Annotated in this window: 16 protein-coding genes; 3 read left to right on the forward strand and 13 right to left on the reverse strand. The window is 64.2% G+C overall.

Going from position 1 to position 17,464, the window contains the following annotated elements:
- Positions 1–77: 77 nt before the first annotated feature.
- The 11 genes from AC5ZG1_RS27040 to AC5ZG1_RS27090 form a co-directional block, all read right to left on the reverse strand.
- Complete coding sequence (locus AC5ZG1_RS27040) at positions 78–467, reverse strand: hypothetical protein (RefSeq protein ID WP_130226375.1); 390 nt, start codon at positions 465–467, stop codon at positions 78–80.
- Positions 468–481: 14 nt separating this feature from the next.
- The gene (gene serS / locus AC5ZG1_RS27045; protein ID WP_028165595.1) at positions 482–1,825 is read right to left on the reverse strand and encodes a serine--tRNA ligase; all 1,344 of its coding nucleotides are present in this window, start codon (positions 1,823–1,825) and stop codon (positions 482–484) included.
- A gap of 111 nt (positions 1,826–1,936) precedes the next feature.
- Positions 1,937–2,746, reverse strand: coding sequence for a twin-arginine translocase subunit TatC (tatC, locus tag AC5ZG1_RS27050; RefSeq protein ID WP_496134583.1), 810 nt, complete (start codon positions 2,744–2,746; stop codon positions 1,937–1,939).
- Positions 2,743–3,273: a Sec-independent protein translocase protein TatB gene (gene tatB / locus AC5ZG1_RS27055; protein WP_028165597.1), complete on the reverse strand. Its 531-nt coding sequence runs from the start codon at positions 3,271–3,273 to the stop codon at positions 2,743–2,745. Before tatB ends, tatC begins: the two co-directional genes overlap by 4 nt.
- Before the next feature lie 87 nt (positions 3,274–3,360).
- Positions 3,361–3,597, reverse strand: coding sequence for a twin-arginine translocase TatA/TatE family subunit (locus AC5ZG1_RS27060; RefSeq protein WP_028165598.1), 237 nt, complete (start codon positions 3,595–3,597; stop codon positions 3,361–3,363).
- A gap of 157 nt (positions 3,598–3,754) precedes the next feature.
- Positions 3,755–4,555: an SMC-Scp complex subunit ScpB gene (scpB, locus tag AC5ZG1_RS27065; RefSeq protein ID WP_496134584.1), complete on the reverse strand. Its 801-nt coding sequence runs from the start codon at positions 4,553–4,555 to the stop codon at positions 3,755–3,757.
- A 21-nt stretch (positions 4,556–4,576) separates the two neighbouring features.
- Positions 4,577–5,407, reverse strand: a complete 831-nt coding sequence (locus tag AC5ZG1_RS27070) for a segregation and condensation protein A (RefSeq protein WP_455997429.1) — start codon at positions 5,405–5,407, stop codon at positions 4,577–4,579.
- Positions 5,404–6,426, reverse strand: a complete 1,023-nt coding sequence (gene nagZ, locus AC5ZG1_RS27075) for a beta-N-acetylhexosaminidase (protein ID WP_496134585.1) — start codon at positions 6,424–6,426, stop codon at positions 5,404–5,406. The genes AC5ZG1_RS27070 and nagZ overlap by 4 nt, the downstream gene beginning before the upstream one ends.
- A 46-nt stretch (positions 6,427–6,472) precedes the next feature.
- Positions 6,473–8,005: an SPOR domain-containing protein gene (locus AC5ZG1_RS27080; RefSeq protein ID WP_496134586.1), complete on the reverse strand. Its 1,533-nt coding sequence runs from the start codon at positions 8,003–8,005 to the stop codon at positions 6,473–6,475.
- A gap of 117 nt (positions 8,006–8,122) precedes the next feature.
- Positions 8,123–9,919: an arginine--tRNA ligase gene (argS, locus tag AC5ZG1_RS27085; RefSeq protein WP_496134587.1), complete on the reverse strand. Its 1,797-nt coding sequence runs from the start codon at positions 9,917–9,919 to the stop codon at positions 8,123–8,125.
- Positions 9,920–9,928: 9 nt separating this feature from the next.
- The gene (locus tag AC5ZG1_RS27090; protein ID WP_496134588.1) at positions 9,929–11,140 is read right to left on the reverse strand and encodes a deoxyguanosinetriphosphate triphosphohydrolase; all 1,212 of its coding nucleotides are present in this window, start codon (positions 11,138–11,140) and stop codon (positions 9,929–9,931) included.
- Between the two features lie 139 nt (positions 11,141–11,279).
- Between AC5ZG1_RS27090 and erpA the strand changes: the two genes are divergently transcribed.
- Positions 11,280–11,609 carry an iron-sulfur cluster insertion protein ErpA gene (gene erpA / locus AC5ZG1_RS27095; RefSeq protein ID WP_130226383.1) on the forward strand — a complete coding sequence of 110 codons (330 nt, stop codon included), beginning with the start codon at positions 11,280–11,282 and terminating at the stop codon, positions 11,607–11,609.
- Between the two features lie 43 nt (positions 11,610–11,652).
- On the opposite strand, the gene AC5ZG1_RS27100 is transcribed toward erpA, so the two are convergent.
- Together AC5ZG1_RS27100 and AC5ZG1_RS27105 are read right to left on the reverse strand one after the other, a co-directional pair.
- Positions 11,653–14,775, reverse strand: coding sequence for an efflux RND transporter permease subunit (locus AC5ZG1_RS27100; protein ID WP_456644365.1), 3,123 nt, complete (start codon positions 14,773–14,775; stop codon positions 11,653–11,655).
- A 3-nt stretch (positions 14,776–14,778) separates the two neighbouring features.
- On the reverse strand, positions 14,779–15,912 hold the full coding sequence (locus tag AC5ZG1_RS27105) for an efflux RND transporter periplasmic adaptor subunit (protein ID WP_496134589.1): 1,134 nt from the start codon (positions 15,910–15,912) through the stop codon (positions 14,779–14,781).
- A 202-nt stretch (positions 15,913–16,114) separates the two neighbouring features.
- On the opposite strand from AC5ZG1_RS27105, the gene AC5ZG1_RS27110 reads away from it, so the two are divergent.
- Both AC5ZG1_RS27110 and xth read left to right on the forward strand, forming a co-directional pair.
- Positions 16,115–16,621 carry a GNAT family N-acetyltransferase gene (locus AC5ZG1_RS27110; protein WP_496134590.1) on the forward strand — a complete coding sequence of 169 codons (507 nt, stop codon included), beginning with the start codon at positions 16,115–16,117 and terminating at the stop codon, positions 16,619–16,621.
- A gap of 16 nt (positions 16,622–16,637) precedes the next feature.
- Positions 16,638–17,435 (forward strand): exodeoxyribonuclease III, encoded by a 798-nt coding sequence (gene xth / locus AC5ZG1_RS27115; protein ID WP_130226386.1) that lies wholly within the window; start codon positions 16,638–16,640, stop codon positions 17,433–17,435.
- The last annotated feature ends 29 nt before the right edge of the window (positions 17,436–17,464 follow it).

Below are 17,464 nucleotides of genomic sequence, written 5' to 3' on the forward strand. Positions count from 1 at the left end.
CCCTGTTCGATCGCCTGTCTTGCCAAAGGTCTTAACCGGCAAACGCCGCAGAGGCAAACCCGGTGACTTGCGGGTTGTTACTGCTTCATCCGGACTCGCCAGGGACGCAGGAATTTGGCGCTGCCGGCGATCCGAAGCTGAGATCCAGTGGTTTTCCGCGGTGGCGGCTCAACGGCACCAGCCGTTGCAACCTCCGCTTTCCCGGCGACCGACGCGTCGGGCGCCACGTCGACCTGAGCGGGTGCCGGCGGTTTCGTGTGGCGCTGCCGCGCGACCCAAAGCCCTTTGCCGAAATCGACCGGATCGAACCATTTCTGCGCGCCCAGATCGCCCGCGAGCCCCTCGTCCCAGAGCCTCGCGATCTCGATATCGAACTTTCCCTCGTGCCTTTGATCGATGAGCTGCATCCCGAAACCGGTGACGGCCCATTGCCGTCCGATCCAGTAGATGTCGCGATGCAGCGCCATCTTGCAGATTCACTTCACTTGTCGTGCTCGATCACTTTCAAGCCGCCCATATAGGGCTGCAGCACGTCGGGAACGGCAATCGAGCCGTCCTGCTGCTGATAGTTTTCCATCACGGCGATCAGCGCTCGGCCGACCGCGGTGCCGGAGCCGTTCAGCGTATGCACGAAGCGCGGCTTGCCATCGCCGGCGCGATAGCGCGCATCCATTCGCCGGGCCTGGAAATCGCCGCAGACCGAACAGCTCGAGATTTCACGATAGGCGCCACCATCGCCCTGACCTGAAAATTGTCCCGGCATCCAGACTTCGATGTCGTAGGTCTTCTGCGCGGAAAAGCCCATATCGCCGGCGCACAGCGTCATCACGCGATAATGCAGATCGAGCTGACGCAGCACTTCCTCGGCGCAGGCCAGCATGCGCTCATGTTCGTCGCGGCTGGTCTCCGGCGTCGTGATCGAGACCAGCTCGACCTTCGTGAACTGGTGCTGGCGGATCATGCCGCGCGTGTCGCGGCCAGCAGCGCCCGCTTCGGCGCGGAAGCACGGAGTGAGCGCGGTCAGCCGCATCGGCAGCTCTTTTTCGTCGACGATGGATTCGCGGACCAAGTTGGTCAGCGAGACTTCGGCGGTCGGGATCAATCCGAGACGTTCGCTCTTCAGCCGCTCTTCACCCGCCGTCAGCAGTTCGCCCTTGATCGCCCAGAACTGATCGTCTTCGAATTTCGGCAATTGCCCGGTGCCGAACATCACCTCATTGCGCACCAGCAGCGGCGGATTGATTTCGGTGTAGCCGTGCTCATTGGTGTGCAGGTCGAGCATGAATTGCCCGATCGCCCGCTCCAACCGCGCCAATCCCTTCTTCAGCACGACGAAGCGTGCGCCCGACAATTTCGCGGCCGCCTCGAAATCCATGTAGCCGAGAGCGCCGCCGAGATCGTCATGCGGCTTCGGCGCGAAGCCGTACTGCCGCGGTGCGCCGAATACGTGGTGCTGCACGTTGCCGTGCTCGTCGACGCCATCAGGCACATCCTGTGCCGGCAGGTTCGGAAGCGCGGCGAGTTGCGTGTTCAGCTCCTCATCGGCAACTTTTGCGGCGGCCTCGAGCTCCGGCAGCGAGGTCTTGAGGTCGGCGACTTCAGCCATCAGCTTGGCAGCGCGCGCCTCGTCCTTCGCCTTCTTGGCTTCGCCAATCTCCTTGGACGCCGCATTGCGCCGCGCCTGCGCCTGCTCGGACGCCAGAATTGCCGCGCGGCGCCTCTCGTCGATTGCCAGCAGCGACGGCGACAGGGGCGCAAAGCCGCGCCGGCTCATTGCGGCGTCGAAAGCTTCGGGGTTGTCGCGGATCGCTTTGATGTCGTGCATGACCACATTCCTACGTCATGGCCGGGCTTGTCCCGGCCATCCACGCCTCGATTGCACGGTCTGTAAAAGACGTGGATGCCCGGGACAAGCCCGGGCATGACGAATAACGCCCTACTCCGCCGGATTGGCGGCGTTGGGTGTGCCGCCGGTCGAGGCTTGGGAGGCGGCTGCCTTCTTTTCCACCATGCGCACGGCGATGATCGCGCCCTCATAGAGCGCCAGCAATGGGATCGCGAGCGAGGCCTGGCTCAGCACGTCCGGCGGGGTCAGGACCGCGGCAATGATGAAAGCGATGACGATGAAATAGCGCCGCTTCTCGCGCAGCATCTTCGACGTCACGATGCCGATGCGGCCGAGCAGCGTCAGGATCACCGGAAGCTGGAACGCGATGCCGAAGGCGAAGATCAGCGACATCATCAGCGACAGATACTCGCCGACCTTCGGCAGGAGCTGGATCTGCGCCGTCTCCGCGCCGCCCATCTGCTGCATGCCGAGCGAGAACCGCACCAGCATCGGCAACACCACGAAATAGACCAGCATCGCACCAGCCACGAAGAACACGGGGGTCGCGATCAGGTATGGCAGAAACGCGTTGCGCTCGTGCCGATAGAGGCCGGGCGCGACGAACTTGTAGATCTGGGTGGCGACGATCGGGAACGAGATGAAGCCGGCGCCAAACAGCGCAAGCTTGAGCTGGGTGATGAAATATTCCAGCAGCGCGGTGTAGATGAACTTCGAATTCTCAGGCCCTGCGACCCAGACGAACGGCCACACCAGCACGTTGTAGATCTGCTTGGCGAAGAAGAAGCAGAAGATGAACGCCACGCCGAATCCGAGCAGCGCCTTGATCAGCCGCGAGCGCAGCTCGATCAAGTGGTCCATCAACGGCGCCTTGCTGGCTTCGATGTCTTCGGCGCTCATGACGCTTTCGCGCTCTTTTGCATGTCGGGCACCTCAGGCGTGTCCTGCGGCGCTGCCGGCTCAGCTTCTTTGACGATCGCGAGCGGCTCGTTTGCCGCCGCGTGCGCCTCGGCTTCAACAAAGGTTTCCGGCGTGGGCGCTGCCGGCGTCGTTGGAATGACCGGCGTATCACTTTCCGATGCCGGCGGCAGAGCGGCCGGCGCATCCGCAGGCTTGACCTCCGGGGGCTTCTCGATGTCGCCGATCTGCATGGCGTCGTTGACGTCCTTCTGCAGCGACGTCATGACGTTATTGCTGGTAAAGCCCGTGGCGGCTTCCTTGACTTCGTCGAAGCTCTTCTTGAGATCGGCCATCTCGGCCTCGCGCATGGCCTCCTGGAACTGGCCCTGGAATTCGGCGGCCATCCGGCGCGCCTTGCCCATCCACTGGCCCACCATCCGCAGCACACCGGGGAGCTCTTTCGGGCCGATGGCGATCAGCGCGACGACCGCGATGACGAGCAGTTCACTCCACCCGATATCGAACATGAAAGATTCCGCTCACGCGCAAATGGCCCCCCGCCCTTCTAACAGGATTTGGGGGCGCGCGCGGTTTTTCTCAAAGGGACGTCTAACTTAGACGGCCTTGCTGCCGACGTCCGACCGCGCTGCCGACGGCGCCGCGTTGTGATCGATGGTCTTCACCGGCTCGGCGGGCTTTTCTGCAGTCTTGTCATCGTCCTGCATGCCCTTCTTGAAGGCCTTGATCCCCTGCGCGACATCGCCCATCAGGTCGGAAATCTTGCCGCGACCAAACAACAGCAGGACCACTGCGATCACCACGATCCAGTGCCAAATGCTAAGCGAACCCATCCTGCAAACCCTCCAAAGACGACCGGCGCACCGGCCTAAGCTTCGAGCGGAAAGTAGGCCCGCGGGGCGTCAAAAACAAGGACTCAAGCCGCGGCAAATCGCTGTCGCGGCTACGCAATATTGCTACCGTTAACCTACGGCGTTCCGGCTGCGGAGGTTAGGCTGAATCCTTGCCATCATCCTCTGCAGCGCCACCGCCCTCTGAATCCGAATCCTTGGCGGCGCCCTCTGAGTCCGAATCCTTGCCACTGCCCTCCTCGGGCTCGGCAACCGGCGCCAGGAACAGTTCCAGATTGTCGCCGGGCTCGAGCGGATCCTCGTCCTCACGAAGCGTCGGATCGTCCGATGGCGTCGGAACATTGAAGCCGGAGGGCAGGCGCGAATCCAAGAGACCGGTTCCCTTCAATTCGTCCAGACCCGGCAGGTCGCCGAGCGCCTCCAGGCTGAACTGCGAGAGGAACGCTTCCGTCGTGCCGAAGGTGAGCGGCCGTCCCGGCGTCTTGCGGCGCCCGCGGGGGCGGATCCAACCGGTTTCCAGGAGCACGTCGAGCGTGCCCTTGGAGGTGACCACGCCGCGGATCTCCTCGATCTCGGCGCGGGTCACCGGCTGGTGATAGGCGACGATCGCCAGCACCTCGATCGCCGCGCGCGACAGTTTTTTCGTCTCTGTGGTCTCGCGCGTCATCAGCCAGGCGAGATCGCCTGCAGTGCGGAAGGTCCATTTGTTGGCAACGCGCACCAGATTGACCCCGCGCGGGGCGTATTCCGCCTGCAGTTGCGCCAGCGCAGCCTTGACGTCGACGCCCTCGGGCATGCGCTTGGCTAAGGTGGCCTGGTCGATCGGCTCGGCGGAGGCAAACAGCAGGGCTTCCAGAACCCGCAATTCCTCGGGCCGCGCCTGCGGATCGGTGACGTGCTCCTCGGCATCTTCCATGCGCTTTTCCGCCAGGCTTGCCATGGCTCGGTCTCCTTCTTCCACTTACTCGGCCGTAAGGTCCGGCGCGGTGGCACCGGGCACTTGCGGCAAACGCTTACGAAAATAGAGCGGCGCAAACGCTCGGCTCTGGTTCAGTTCCATCTCGCCTTCCCGCACCAATTCCAGCGCGGCAGCGAAACTCGACGCGAACACGGTCGCCCGCTGCGACGGTTCGACGACGTAGTTCATCAGGTACTCGTCGAGGCAGCTCCAGTTCTCGCTATCGGCCGCACCAACCAGCCGTTCCAGCGAGGCACGCGCCTCGGAGAGCGACCACACCGTGCGCTTGGCCAGATGTACGCTGGCCAATACCCGCTGCTGGCGCTGCGTGGCGTAGGCCGTGAGCAGGTCGTAGAGCGTCGCTGTGAACTTGGGATGCTTGATCTCGGCGATCGACTCCGGATTGCCGCGCGGGAAGATATCGCGCTGGAACTGCGGCCGGTTCATCAGCCGGTTCGCCGCTTCCCGAATCGCCTCAAGCCGCCGCAGCCGGTTGGCGAGCGCGGTCGCCATCTCCTCGGCGCTCGGCCCTTCCGCCGCCGGCGGCTCCGGCAACAGCAGTCGTGATTTCAGGTAGGCGAGCCAGGCCGCCATGACCAGATAATCGGCGGCAAGCTCCAGCCGGATCTTCCGCGCCGCCTCGATGAACTGCAGGTACTGGTCGGCGAGCGCCAGGATCGAGATCTTGGCCAGGTCGACCTTTTGTTGCCGCGCGAGCGTCAGCAGGAGGTCGAGCGGGCCCTCATAGCCACCGACGTCGACCACCAGGGCCGGCTCGTCCTCGCTGACTTCAGCCGGCCGGCCGGTCTCAAACGACAGAATTTCTGCGGTCATGCCGTACCTACTTGTCCTATCAAGGCATCCAGTTCGGCCCGTGCCGCCAGCCGGTCGAACGGAAGCGGCGGTTTCCGTGCTGCCAGCGCGCGCTTGGCGCGCTCGAGCGCCTCGCCGGTCAATTCCGGCGCCTCGCGCGCAACTTCGCGCATCTCGTCGAGCTTGCCGTTGCAGTGCAGGACCATGTCGCAGCCTGCGCTGATGATCGCCCGGGTCCGCTCTGCGATCGATCCCGAGAGCGCGTTCATCGACACGTCATCACTCATTAACAAACCCTGGAACCCGATACCGTCGCGAATCACCTGTTGGATGATTGTCGCAGAAGTCGTCGCCGGTTGGGCGGGATCCAGCGCGCTAAACACAACATGTGCAGTCATCGCCATCGGCAGGTCCGCAAGCGGCCGGAACGCCGCAAAGTCGGTCCGTTCCAGCTCTGACCTCGCCGTATCAACGGTCGGCAGCCGGAAATGGGTGTCCGCCGTGGCCCGTCCATGACCCGGTATATGTTTCAGTACCGGTAAAATACCACCCTGCTCCAGTCCGTCGGTAACGGCGCGGGCGATGGCGGCCACCTTGGCCGGATCAGTTCCATAGGCGCGGTTGCCGATCACGGCGTCGGCGCCCTCAACCGGCACATCCGCCAGCGGCAGGCAGTCGACGGTGATCCCGAGAGCGCCCAAATCGGCGGCAATCAGCCTCGCGCTGAGCCGCGCCGCGGCAAGCCCGAGCTGCGAATCGCGATCGTACAGCGCTCCAAACGCCGCTCCAGCGGGATAAACGGGCCAATGGGGCGGTCCAAGCCGCTGCACTCGGCCGCCCTCCTGGTCGATCAGGACCGGCGCGTCGGCTTGACCTGCGACGGAGCGGCATTCACGAACAAGTGCAGATACTTGATCGGGAGTTTCGACGTTCCGTTTGAATAAGATGAAGCCCCATGGCCGCTCGGCGCGAATGAACTCGCGCTCGGCATCGGTCAGCTCAAACCCGGATACGCCGGTGATGAATGCTCGGTTTACCATGCGGCCGATTAGGCCGCATGTATCCTGAGCGTCAAGGAAACCGCCGTTAATTCCTTTGGATGAGGCACTGCGGCCCGCCGGCGGCCTTCAAGCTGCTGCAAACCTGCGTCGCCTGATCCAGGGAGCTGAACGGACCGGCAAACGCCCGGTAGTACACACCCTTCTCGCCGAGATCGACGCGCTTCACGACCAGCGACTGCGAGCCGAGCACGCTTGGATACTTGCCCTGCAGCGCCTTGTAGGAGGACTGCGCATCCGCCTCGTTTCGTTGCGAGGAGACCTGAACGACGTACCCTCCGCTGCTTACGGTGGCCGTCGGATTGGTCGAAGCGACACGGGTCGGCGCCGGATCGGGCTGAGGTGCGCCGGGCGCCAGCGACATCGGCGTGTTGGCGCTCGCATTGGCGGAGGCCGGATTGCCGTGTGACGGGTTCGCAGACGCCGTCCGCGTGACAGGCGCGGGCTTGGCCGGCGGAGGCGGGGCCGATCCCGGTACGCCGGCATCGGTCGCGTCGCCCTTGACCGAAAGCGTCCGGATCCGTCGCGGCTCATTGTTCGGCAGCGTGCCGCTCGTGGTCATCGGCGAAGCTGCCGACGGAGCGACGCTCGCCACCGGCGGCGGGTTGGCATTTTGGTTCAACGGCGGAAACACCACGCGGGGACCGGTATTGGAGGTGACGTCGACCGGCGTCTCCTCGCGCGAGATGAGCTTTTCCGTGCCGTCGCCGGACGCGATGCGGTCTGGCGCCTTGCCGGCACCGTCAGGCTGCGACATGATCTTGGTCGGACTGTTGTCGGCCTTGATGATCGGCGGTTCGCCACTGCGGGGCGAGCCGACATAGGTCCGGTAGGCAAAGGCTGCGCCCGTGCCCACCACCGCGAGCGCGAGCACGGCTCCTACCGTCATCAGTCCGCTGGAGCGCCTGCGCGGCGGAGGCTCCTCGTCCTCGTAAGCGTCGTTCTGATATGCGTAGGGGTCGTCGGGATACGCCGCTTCGCGCTGAAAATCCTGCCCGCCGGCTTCGATCTGGCCATAGAGTGCATCGTCGTAGCGCGACGGATCAAGCTGCTGCGCGGGCTCATCGAGCGGCAACTCCTCGCGATATTCCGGCACCGGCGTGCGATATTCCGGCGTCGGCACGGGCGCCGCGGCGTGCTGCGCGGTGTAGCGGTGCAGCGGGTGCACGGCGCTCGGGTGAAGATCCGGCTCTTCGTAGTCCTCCGACGGCCCAGCATAGTCCTGCGACGGCGCAGCATATTGCTGCGGTGGCGCGACCTCATGGCGAGCGCGCTGCATCCAGGGCGGTGGGCTGGCCGGCAGGTCCACCTCCTCATCCTCAGCCTGCGGCTGATAGGTCTGCGGGCGAACATTGGCCCGCGACTGCAGCGGACGCGACGCTGGCTGCAGAGGATGCGGCGCCGGCTGCGGCTTGGGCGGATTGGCGGCAAACGGATCGGCCTGCCCGATCAGCCGCGCCAGTTCGGCCAACGGGTCGCTTTCGGCCCGACCCGCGGCATTGCTGCCGCGATCATAGTCGAGGTCGGCGGGAAAAGTTCGGTTTTGATATCGATCAGCCATCGTGATCTTGCATCCCCTTCGGGACAGCGCCAAGTCGCCTGCAACTTCCTGGTGCGAACGAGTTGGTCCTGCCAAGTACCCCCACGATCCCCATCGCGAGAGGCTTCGCCCCTGCTGCTACCGCATCTCGGTTGGGGCGTGGACGCCTAGAACAGCTAGACCCGATGCCAGAACCGAGACGACGCCCTGAACCATTGCCAGTCGCGCCCTTGTGATCTCTGCATCATTATTCATAATGAAGCGTAAATAGGGCAGATCGCCCCCTTTGTTCCACAGCGCGTGGAACTCGCTGGCCAGGTCATACAGATAAAAAGCGATCCGATGCGGCTCATGGGCGACGGCCGCTGCCTCGATCATGCGTGGATAGAGCGCCAACTGCTTGAGAAGGCTGAGTTCCGCCGGATCGGACAGCCGCTCCAGCGCCGCCCCTGCAAGATAGTCCCGCCGCGCGCCGTCCTCGTCCGGGAGGTCGGGTAATACCTCCTGCCGCGCGTTACGGAAAACCGAGTGGCCGCGAGCGTGTCCGTACTGGACGTAGAACACGGCATTGTCCTTGGTCTGCTCGATCACCTTGGCGAGATCGAAATCGAGCACTGCATCGTTCTTGCGGAACAGCATCATGAAACGCACCGCGTCCGAGCCGACCTCGTCGACGACTTCGCGCAGCGTGACGAACTCGCCGGCGCGCTTCGACATCTTCACCGGCTCGCCGTCACGCAGCAGCCGGACGAGCTGCACGATCTTCACGTCGAGTTCCGCCTTGCCCGCGCTCACCGCCTTCACCGCCGCCTGCATGCGCTTGACGTAGCCGCCATGATCGGCACCGAACACATCGATCAGATTGTGAAAGCCGCGCTCGAACTTGTTGCGATGATTGGCGATGTCGGACGCGAAATAGGTGTAGGAGCCGTCCGACTTGATCAGCGGCCGGTCGACATCGTCGCCATAGGCGGTGGCGCGAAACAGCGTCTGCTCGCGGTCCTCGTAGTCCTCGACCGGCTTGCCTTTCGGCGGCGGCAGACGCCCCTCGTAGATGTCGCCTTTGTCGCGCAGGAAATCGATGGTCTCGGCGACCTTGTTGTTGCCGGTGTCGATCAGCGAGCGCTCGGAGAAGAACACGTCATGCTTGATGTTGAGCGCGGCGAGATCGTCCTTGATCTCGGCCATCATCATCGCGATCGCCTTGTCGCGCACGACCGGCAGCCAGGCGGCCTCGCGCATCGAAAGCAGCTTGTCGCCGTATTCCTTGGCAAGCGCCTGCCCGACCGGCTTCAAATAGTCGCCAGGATAAAGCCCTTCCGGGATCGCGCCGATGTCCTCGCCGAGCGCCTCGCGGTAGCGCAGATAGGCCGAGCGTGCGAGCACGTCGACCTGAGCACCGGCGTCATTGATGTAATATTCACGCGTGACGTCGAACCCTGCGAACTGCAGCAGGCTGCAAAGCGCGTCGCCGAACACCGCGCCACGGCAATGGCCGACATGCATCGGTCCGGTGGGGTTGGCCGAGACGTACTCGACATTGACCTTTTCTTTGGCCCCGATCGCGCTTTGCCCGTAGCCGGCGCCCTCGCGCAGCACGGCGCGCAGGGCATCAGTCCAGACGTTTGGCTTGAGGGTCAGGTTGATGAAGCCGGGGCCGGCGACCTCGACGGACGCCACAAGCTCGTCGGCGCGCAATTTGGCTGCGATCCTCTCGGCGAGATCGCGCGGCTTGGCCTTGGCTTCCTTGGCGAGCACCATTGCGGCGTTGGTTGCCATGTCGCCATGGCTGGCCTCGCGCGGCGGCTCGACCACCACCCGCGAAAAGTCGATGCCATCAGGCCATTTGTCCTCGGTCGCAAGCACAGCGCAAATCGCGTGCACGCGCGCGAGCACATCGGCAAAAGGATGCGGAGAAGCAGGTTTGTCGGCCATGGGCGCCGCCTAACGCAAATCCGGGGTCGAGTCAAAAAGCCTGTTATGCTCGATCAGGGCGTAGCGGTCGGTCATCCCGGCAATGAAATTGCCGATCCGCCTGGCGCGTTCCGCCTCGGTCTCCGCCTCCCTGCCCTCCACCCACTCGGGCGGCAGGTCGCCCGGGGACTGCCGGTAGCGCGCGAACAGGTCGAACACGATCTGTTCGGCCTCGTCCATCACCCGCATCACCCGCTGGTGGCGGTACATTCGCTGCCAGAGGAACGCCTTGATCTCTGCCTCTTCCTGGGCAATGGCCGGAGGAAACGCGATCAGCGGCCCGTTATGACGCCGCACATCTTGGGCGGATTGCGGCTGCGCGGCGTCCAGGCGCCGGCTCGCCTCCGCGAAGACCGCGCTGATGAAATGCGAGATCAATTCACGCACCAGTTCCGCGCCACGCCGGACTTCATCCAGGCCGGGATAGTGCCGGTCGATTGCCGCAATGATTTCCGCAGTCAGCGGCATCACCTTGAGCTCGTCGACACTGAACAGCCCCGCGCGCAGGCCATCGTCGATGTCGTGGGCGTCATAGGCGATGTCGTCGGCAAAGGCCGCGACCTGGGCTTCGAGCGAAGCAAAACTCCATAGCTCCAGATCGTAGGTCTTGTTGTACTCGGAAATACCGATGGGGATTCCGCCGGTTTCGAGGTAGCGACCGGCCGGCGCGCCGCTACGCTCGATCAGCGGCCCGTTATGCTTGACGATGCCCTCGAGCGATTCCCAGGTGAGATTGAGCCCGTCGAATTCGGGATAGCGGTGCTCCAGCGTGGTGACCACGCGCAGCGCCTGTGCGTTGTGATCGAAGCCGCCATGAGGTTTCAGGCACGTGTCCAGCGCCCGCTCGCCGGCATGGCCGAACGGCGGGTGTCCGAGGTCGTGCGCCAGCGCCAGGGTCTCCGTCAGGTCCTCGTCCAGCCCGAGTTGGCGGGCCAGCGCACGGGCGATCTGCGCGACTTCCAGCGAATGGGTCAGCCGCGTACGGTAGTGGTCGCCCTCGTGGAACACGAAGACCTGGGTCTTGTACTTCAGCCGCCGGAACGCGGTGGAATGGATCACGCGGTCGCAATCCCGGCGGAAGGCGCTGCGGGTCTTGCTCGGGGCCTCCGCGAACAGCCGCCCGCGGCTGCGATCGGGGTCGCAGGCATAGGGCGCGCGGGGGGCAGCCATTCCGACCGACACGGTTTTTTAGTCCTTATCCATTTGATTCCGCTTCCTTCCGCACTTAACTATGGTGAGCGCGGGATACCAAATGAAATGGGTATGACGTTGCGAACATGGTCCGCAAAGATCATGCTCAAACAAGGCTTCGGAGCTTGCCATGACTGATTCCGTCACCATCACCGAGCGGGCCGCCCACCGGATCGGTCAAATCCTCAAGAGCGAGGGTGACGGTGCGATGCTGCGCATTTCGGTCGAAGGCGGCGGCTGCTCCGGCTTCCAGTACAAGTTCGACGTCGACCGCGCCAAGGCGGAAGACGATCTCGTGATCTCCCGTGAAGAGGCGGTGGTGCTGGTCGATTCGGCGTCCGCGCCGTTCCTGGCGGGGTCCGAGGTCGATTTTGTCGACGATCTGATCGGCGCGTCCTTCCGCGTCGTCAACCCCAATGCGACCGCCTCCTGCGGCTGCGGCACCAGCTTCTCGATCTGATTTTCGTCTGTAAGCAGGTCGCAAACAGCGCCTGCGTGCATCATCACTCCGCCGCCACTACGTGCGGACGATCCTCGCCACCCTCCTCCTGCGGCTCGAGCTTGCGGCGCAGCCGACGGTCGATGCGGTCGAGATAGATATAGATCACCGGTGTGATGAACAGCGTCAGCAGTTGCGAGACGCAGAGTCCGCCGACCACGGCCACGCCGAGCGGCTGGCGCAGTTCGGCGCCGGCGCCCGCGCCGAGTGCGATCGGCAGCGTGCCGAAGATCGCGGCAAACGTCGTCATCATGATCGGGCGGAAGCGCAAGAGCGCGGCTTCACGGATCGCGTGTTCGGCGCTCAGGCCGACGCGACGACGCTCGAGCGCGAAATCGACCATCATGATCGCATTCTTCTTGACGATGCCGACCAGCATCACGATGCCGATCATCGCGATGACCGACAGCTCCATGTTGAACAGCATCAAGGTGAGGATCGCGCCGATGCCGGCCGACGGCAGGCCGGAGATGATCGTGATCGGATGGATGAAGCTCTCGTAGAGAATGCCGAGGATCACGAAAGCCGCGAACACCGCGGCGAGGATCAGGACGCCCTGCCCGCGCAGCGAATCCTGGAACACCTGCGCGGTGCCTGAGAAGCCGGTCGCGATCGTCGCCGGCAGGTTCGAGCTCTGCTCTAGCGCCGTGATCTGGTCGACCGCATAGCCCAGCGAAGTGCCGGGCGCGAGGTTGAACGAGATCGTCACCGCCGGCTGCTGGCCCTGGTGGTTGATCTGCAACGGCCCGACCGACGGCACCAGCCTTGCGACCGCATCCAGCGGAATGGTCTGGCCGCTCCCGGTCTTCATGTAGAGCTTGGAAAGATTGGACGGATCGACCCGGAACTCCGGCTGCACCTCCAGGATGATCTGGTAGTCATTGGAGGGCATGTAGATGGTGCCGACTTGGCGCGCGCCGTAGGCGTTGTAGAGCTGGTTGCGCACCTGATCGACGGTGACGCCGTAGACCGCGGCCTTCTCGCGGTCGATGTCGACCGTCATCTGCGGGTTCTTGATGTAGAGATCGGTGGTGACGTCGAGCAGGCCCGGGATCTTCTCGATCTTGTCGCGCATGTCGGGCGCGATCCGGTACAGCGACTCGGTATCGCCGCTCTGCAGCACATATTGATACTGGCTCTTGGAGACGCGGCCGCCGATGTTGAGATTCTGGACGCTCTGGAAGAACGCCTGCATGCCCGGGATGGCGCGGGCCTTCTGGCGCAGCCGCCCGATCACGACGCTAGCGTTGTCGCGTTCCTTCTGCGGCTTCAGCGCGATGAACAGGCGGCCGTAATTCGCGGTCGGGTTGGGCCCGCCGGAACCGACGGTCGAGTTGACGTAGTCGACCGCAGGGTCAGTGCGAAGCACGTCGACCAGCGCCTGCTGGCGCACCTTCATCGCTTCGAACGAGGTGTCGGTTGCGGCCTCGGTCACGCCGATCAGGAAGCCGGTGTCCTCCTGCGGGAAGAAGCCCTTCGGCACGATCATGTAGAGATAGAAGGTGCCCGCGAGCGTCGCCAGGGTGACGGCGAGCATCAGCGCCTTTTTCGCCAGCACCCAGTCGAGCGCCCATTCGTAGGCCCGCAGCAAGGCATCGAACATCGCCTCGAACGCCCGCAGCACGACATTCGGGCGCTTGGTCTCGTCATGAGCCCGCAGCACGCGCGCGCACAGCATCGGCGTCAAGGTCAGCGAGACGAACCCGGACACGATGATCGCGACCGAGATCGTCACCGCGAATTCGCGGAATACGCGGCCGACGATGCCGCCCATCAGGAGCACCGGGATGAACACGGCGATCAGCGAGAAGGTGATCGAAATGATAGTGAAGCCGATCTCGCGCGCGCCCTTCAGTGCCGCCTCGAACGGTCGCATGCCGCGCTCGATGTGGCGGACGATGTTTTCCAGCATGACGATGGCGTCGTCGACCACAAAGCCGACCGATAATGTCAGCGCCAGCAGCGTCATGTTGTTGACGGAGTAGTCCAGGGCATACATCGCCGCGAAGGTGCCGAGCAGGGAGATCGGGACCGCGAGCGCCGGAATGAAGGTGGCCCACAGCGACCGCAGGAACAGGAAGATCACCAGGATGACCAGCCCGATCGCGATCAGCAGGGTTTCCTCGACGTCGCTGACCGCCTGCCGGATCGAGACCGAGCGGTCCATCATCACCTGCATGGTCACGGAAGGCGGGATCGAGGCCCGCAGTGCCGGCAGCTTCGCCAGCACGGAATCGACGACCGCGACCGTATTGGCGTCAGGCTGCTTCTGGATCGCGAGCACGATCGCGCGCTCGTCGTTCAGCCAGGTCGCGACCTTGTCATTCTCGACGCTGTCATAGACCTTTGCGATCTCGTCGAGTCTGACCGGCGAACCGTTGCGCCAGGCGACATAGATCTGGCGGTAGTCAGCCGCCTTGTCCATTTGGCCGGAGGCCTGCAGCGCGACGTCCTGCTTCGGCCCGTTCAGCGTTCCGACGGGGGTCGAGGAATTGGCGCGCGACACCGCGGACCTGATGTCCTCGAGCGACACCCCGCGCGCCGCCGCGGCGACAGGATCGGCCTGGACCCGGATCGCGAATTTCTGCGCGCCATAGATCAGGACCTGGGCGATGCCCGGAAGCTGCGACAGTGCCTGACCGATGGTGATGTCGCCATACTCGTTGACGGTCGAGAGTGGCAGTGTCGCCGAATTCAGCGAGATGAAGAGAACCGGGAAGTCCGCCGGGTTCACCTTGCGGAAGCTGGGTGGTGTCGTCATCTCGATCGGCAACCGGCGCTGCGCGATCGTCAGCGCGGTCTGCACGTCGAGCGCCGCGGCGTCGATGTTGCGGTTCAGATCGAACTGGATGGTGATGACGCTCGTGCCCTGAGAGGAGTTCGAGGACATCGAGGAAATGCCCGCGATCGTCGAGAGCTGCCGCTCGATGATGCCGGCGACCGAGGCCGCCATGGTGTCGGCGCTCGCGCCCGGCAGCGTCGCGGTCACGGCAATGGTCGGGAAATCCACTTTCGGCAACGCCGAGACCGGCAACAGGCGGAAGCCGAAAATGCCAAAGGCGATGATCGCCGCGGTGATCAGCGTCGTCATCACCGGTCGCCGGATGCAAAGTTCGGGCAGTGACATCGCTCACGCCCCGGCCTTGCGGGCGCGCGGCTCGGCCCGCGTGCCGTCCGACAACAGAAGCTGGCCGTCGACGACGACATCTTCGCCGCCGGAGAGCCCCTCGGCGATGACAGAGAAACCGCCGAAGGTGCGGTCGACCTTGACCGGCATGACCTTGGCCACGCCGTCCTTCACGGCGAAGACATAGTTGCCGTTCTGGCTGCGCTGGACCGCGACTGTCGGAACCACCACGGCATCCTCGTTACGGATGATCAGCTTGGTCTGCACCAGAATGCCCGGCCACAGAGTCTCATTTCTATTGTCCATGATGCCGCGGACGGTCACCATGCCCGTGGTCGAGTCCACGGTGTTCTCGACCATCGCGACCTTGCCATCTTCCGAGCGCTTGTGCCCGGGAACGGTCGCGATCACCTTGGAATCGCCTTTCGCCATCGCGTCGCGGAGGTCGACCAGCACGCGCTGCGGGATCGCGAAAGTGACGTAGACCGGCGCCATCTGGTTGATGGTGGCGAGCGGCTGGGTGTCGGCGGGGCGCACGAAATTGCCGACCTTCACATTGGCAGCGCTGATGCGGCCCGCGAACGGCGCGCGGATGACAGTGTAGCTTTTCTGGACCCGCAAATTTTCCAGTGCCGACTGGTCGGCCTTGATGGTGCCGATCAGGATGTCGGACTGGGTCTTGGCATTGTCGACATTGACCTGGGTGGTCGCGCCCTTCGCGACGAGATCGTTGTAGCGGCGCAGATCGCGCTGCGCGCCCTCGAACTGAGCCTGGTCCCTGGCCAGCACGCCCTCCGCCTGCTCGATCTGGGCGTCGATTTGCCGCGCGTCGAGCGTGAACAGCAGGTCGCCCTCATTGATCTTGGCGCCGTCCTCGAAATGCACGCCAATGATCGTGGTCTCGAGCCGTGACTTCAGCGCCACGCTGGCAATCGGCGTCACGGTTCCGATGGCGTCGACATCGACGGGCACCGACCGACGCTCCGCCTTGGCGAGTTCGACCGAAACCGCGCGCGGCCGCTGCGGCGCCTGCGCGTTCGCGCCGCCACCGGCGAGCCACGAAGAGCGGGTGGCGTAGGCGGCGACGGCAGCGATGCCGATGACGCCTGCAACGAGAATCAAATTACGTTTCTTCATACCTTTTGCTCGTCCGCCGGCCCACAACGGCCGTGACGACCCAATCCTGCCCCTGCCTGCCCCTCGACGGCGCATTTTGCGCCATTAATTCTTAAACGGTTATCACAGCCGAGCGGCTGATGGTATGCCAACGGCCGAAATTGCGACTATTAGGTGATACGGCACGCGCCACCGCCCCGTCGCGATTCGACAATGTGCCAGAATGGCGACCGCGACACCGCTGGCGGCAAACGGGCCGTATCATTTCACCTCTTCAATGAGCTTTCCGTATCGCTGCCTCATGTCCGCCGCCGTCCTTGCCTGCACCTGGGAAGAAGCCCGCGAACGCGCCCGCACCATCCGCTACGGCGTCTTTGTCGAAGAGCAAGGCGTGCCGGAGGCACTGGAGTGGGACGATATGGACGCGCCGAGCTGGCACGCGCTGGCGTTTGCCGAGGACGGCACACCCGTGGCCACGGGCCGGCTGCTGCCCGACGGCCATATCGGCCGCATGGCCGTGCTCAAGGCGGCGCGCGGCACGGGCATGGGCGCCCGAGTGCTGGACGCGCTGATGGCCAAGGCGGTCGAACTCGGCTATCCCGAACTGATCCTTAACGCGCAAACGCACGCCGAGCCGTTCTACGCGCGCGTCGGGTTCGAGCGGGTCGGCGAGGAATTCGAGGAGGCCGGCATCCCGCACATCGAGATGCGGAAACGCTTGGTCTCGTAAAAATAGAGGACTTCGAATGGGACTTCGCATCGCTACGTGGAACGTCAATTCGATCCGGCAGCGGCTCGAGCTTCTCCTCACCTGGCTGAAGGAGTGCTCCCCTGACATCGTCTGCCTGCAGGAAATCAAATGCACCGACGAAGCGTTTCCGCGGCTGGAGATCGAATCGCTCGGCTACAACGTCGTCACGCATGGGCAGAAGACCTTCAACGGCGTCGCCTTGCTCTCCAAGCTGCCGTTCGACGAGACCAAGTCGGGCCTCGCCGGCGATGACGAAGACGCGCACGCCCGCTTCCTCGAAGGGGTGGTCACGCACAAGCATGGCGTGCTCAGGATCGCCTGCCTCTATCTGCCCAATGGCAACCCGGCGAACAGCGACAAATATCCCTACAAGCTCAAATGGATGTCGCGACTTCTTGAGTACTCGCGGGAGCGACTTAAAGCGGAAGAGCCGCTGATCCTTGCCGGCGACTTCAACGTGATCCCGGCAGCCTCGGACGTCTACAACCCGCCGGCCTGGGTGGAAGACGCGCTATTCCGTCCGACCACCCGCGAAGCGTTCCAGTCCCTGCTCGGTCTCGGCCTGACCGATGCGCTGCGCGCCGTCACCGACGCGCCCGGCCAGTACACGTTCTGGGATTACCAGGCCGGGGCCTGGCAGAAGAACTGGGGCCTGCGGATCGACCACCTCTTGATGTCGCCCCAGGCCAGCGACCGGCTGACCCACGTCGGGGTCGACAGCTACGTCCGCGCCTGGGAAAAACCGTCAGACCACGTGCCGGTGTGGGCCGATCTCGATTTCGAGGCTGCGTAAAAACGGCGGCTTCGCCCTTCCCGCTAACG

The organism is Bradyrhizobium sp. Leo78, assembly GCF_059512425.1.

Bases quoted from the DNA above. Each gene is read 5' to 3' on its own strand.
- AC5ZG1_RS27040 (WP_130226375.1), bottom strand. From the start codon at position 467: ATGGCGCTGCATCGCGACATCTACTGGATCGGACGGCAATGGGCCGTC.
- xth (WP_130226386.1), top strand. From the start codon at position 16,638: ATGGGACTTCGCATCGCTACGTGGAACGTCAATTCGATCCGGCAGCGG.
- tatC (WP_496134583.1), bottom strand. From the start codon at position 2,746: ATGAGCGCCGAAGACATCGAAGCCAGCAAGGCGCCGTTGATGGACCAC.
- scpB (WP_496134584.1), bottom strand. From the start codon at position 4,555: ATGGCAAGCCTGGCGGAAAAGCGCATGGAAGATGCCGAGGAGCACGTC.
- AC5ZG1_RS27105 (WP_496134589.1), bottom strand. From the start codon at position 15,912: ATGAAGAAACGTAATTTGATTCTCGTTGCAGGCGTCATCGGCATCGCT.
- AC5ZG1_RS27110 (WP_496134590.1), top strand. From the start codon at position 16,115: ATGGCGACCGCGACACCGCTGGCGGCAAACGGGCCGTATCATTTCACC.
- AC5ZG1_RS27060 (WP_028165598.1), bottom strand. From the start codon at position 3,597: ATGGGTTCGCTTAGCATTTGGCACTGGATCGTGGTGATCGCAGTGGTC.
- erpA (WP_130226383.1), top strand. From the start codon at position 11,280: ATGACTGATTCCGTCACCATCACCGAGCGGGCCGCCCACCGGATCGGT.
- AC5ZG1_RS27100 (WP_456644365.1), bottom strand. From the start codon at position 14,775: ATGTCACTGCCCGAACTTTGCATCCGGCGACCGGTGATGACGACGCTG.
- nagZ (WP_496134585.1), bottom strand. From the start codon at position 6,426: ATGGTAAACCGAGCATTCATCACCGGCGTATCCGGGTTTGAGCTGACC.
- AC5ZG1_RS27080 (WP_496134586.1), bottom strand. From the start codon at position 8,005: ATGGCTGATCGATATCAAAACCGAACTTTTCCCGCCGACCTCGACTAT.
- argS (WP_496134587.1), bottom strand. From the start codon at position 9,919: ATGGCCGACAAACCTGCTTCTCCGCATCCTTTTGCCGATGTGCTCGCG.
- AC5ZG1_RS27070 (WP_455997429.1), bottom strand. From the start codon at position 5,407: ATGACCGCAGAAATTCTGTCGTTTGAGACCGGCCGGCCGGCTGAAGTC.
- tatB (WP_028165597.1), bottom strand. From the start codon at position 3,273: ATGTTCGATATCGGGTGGAGTGAACTGCTCGTCATCGCGGTCGTCGCG.
- serS (WP_028165595.1), bottom strand. From the start codon at position 1,825: ATGCACGACATCAAAGCGATCCGCGACAACCCCGAAGCTTTCGACGCC.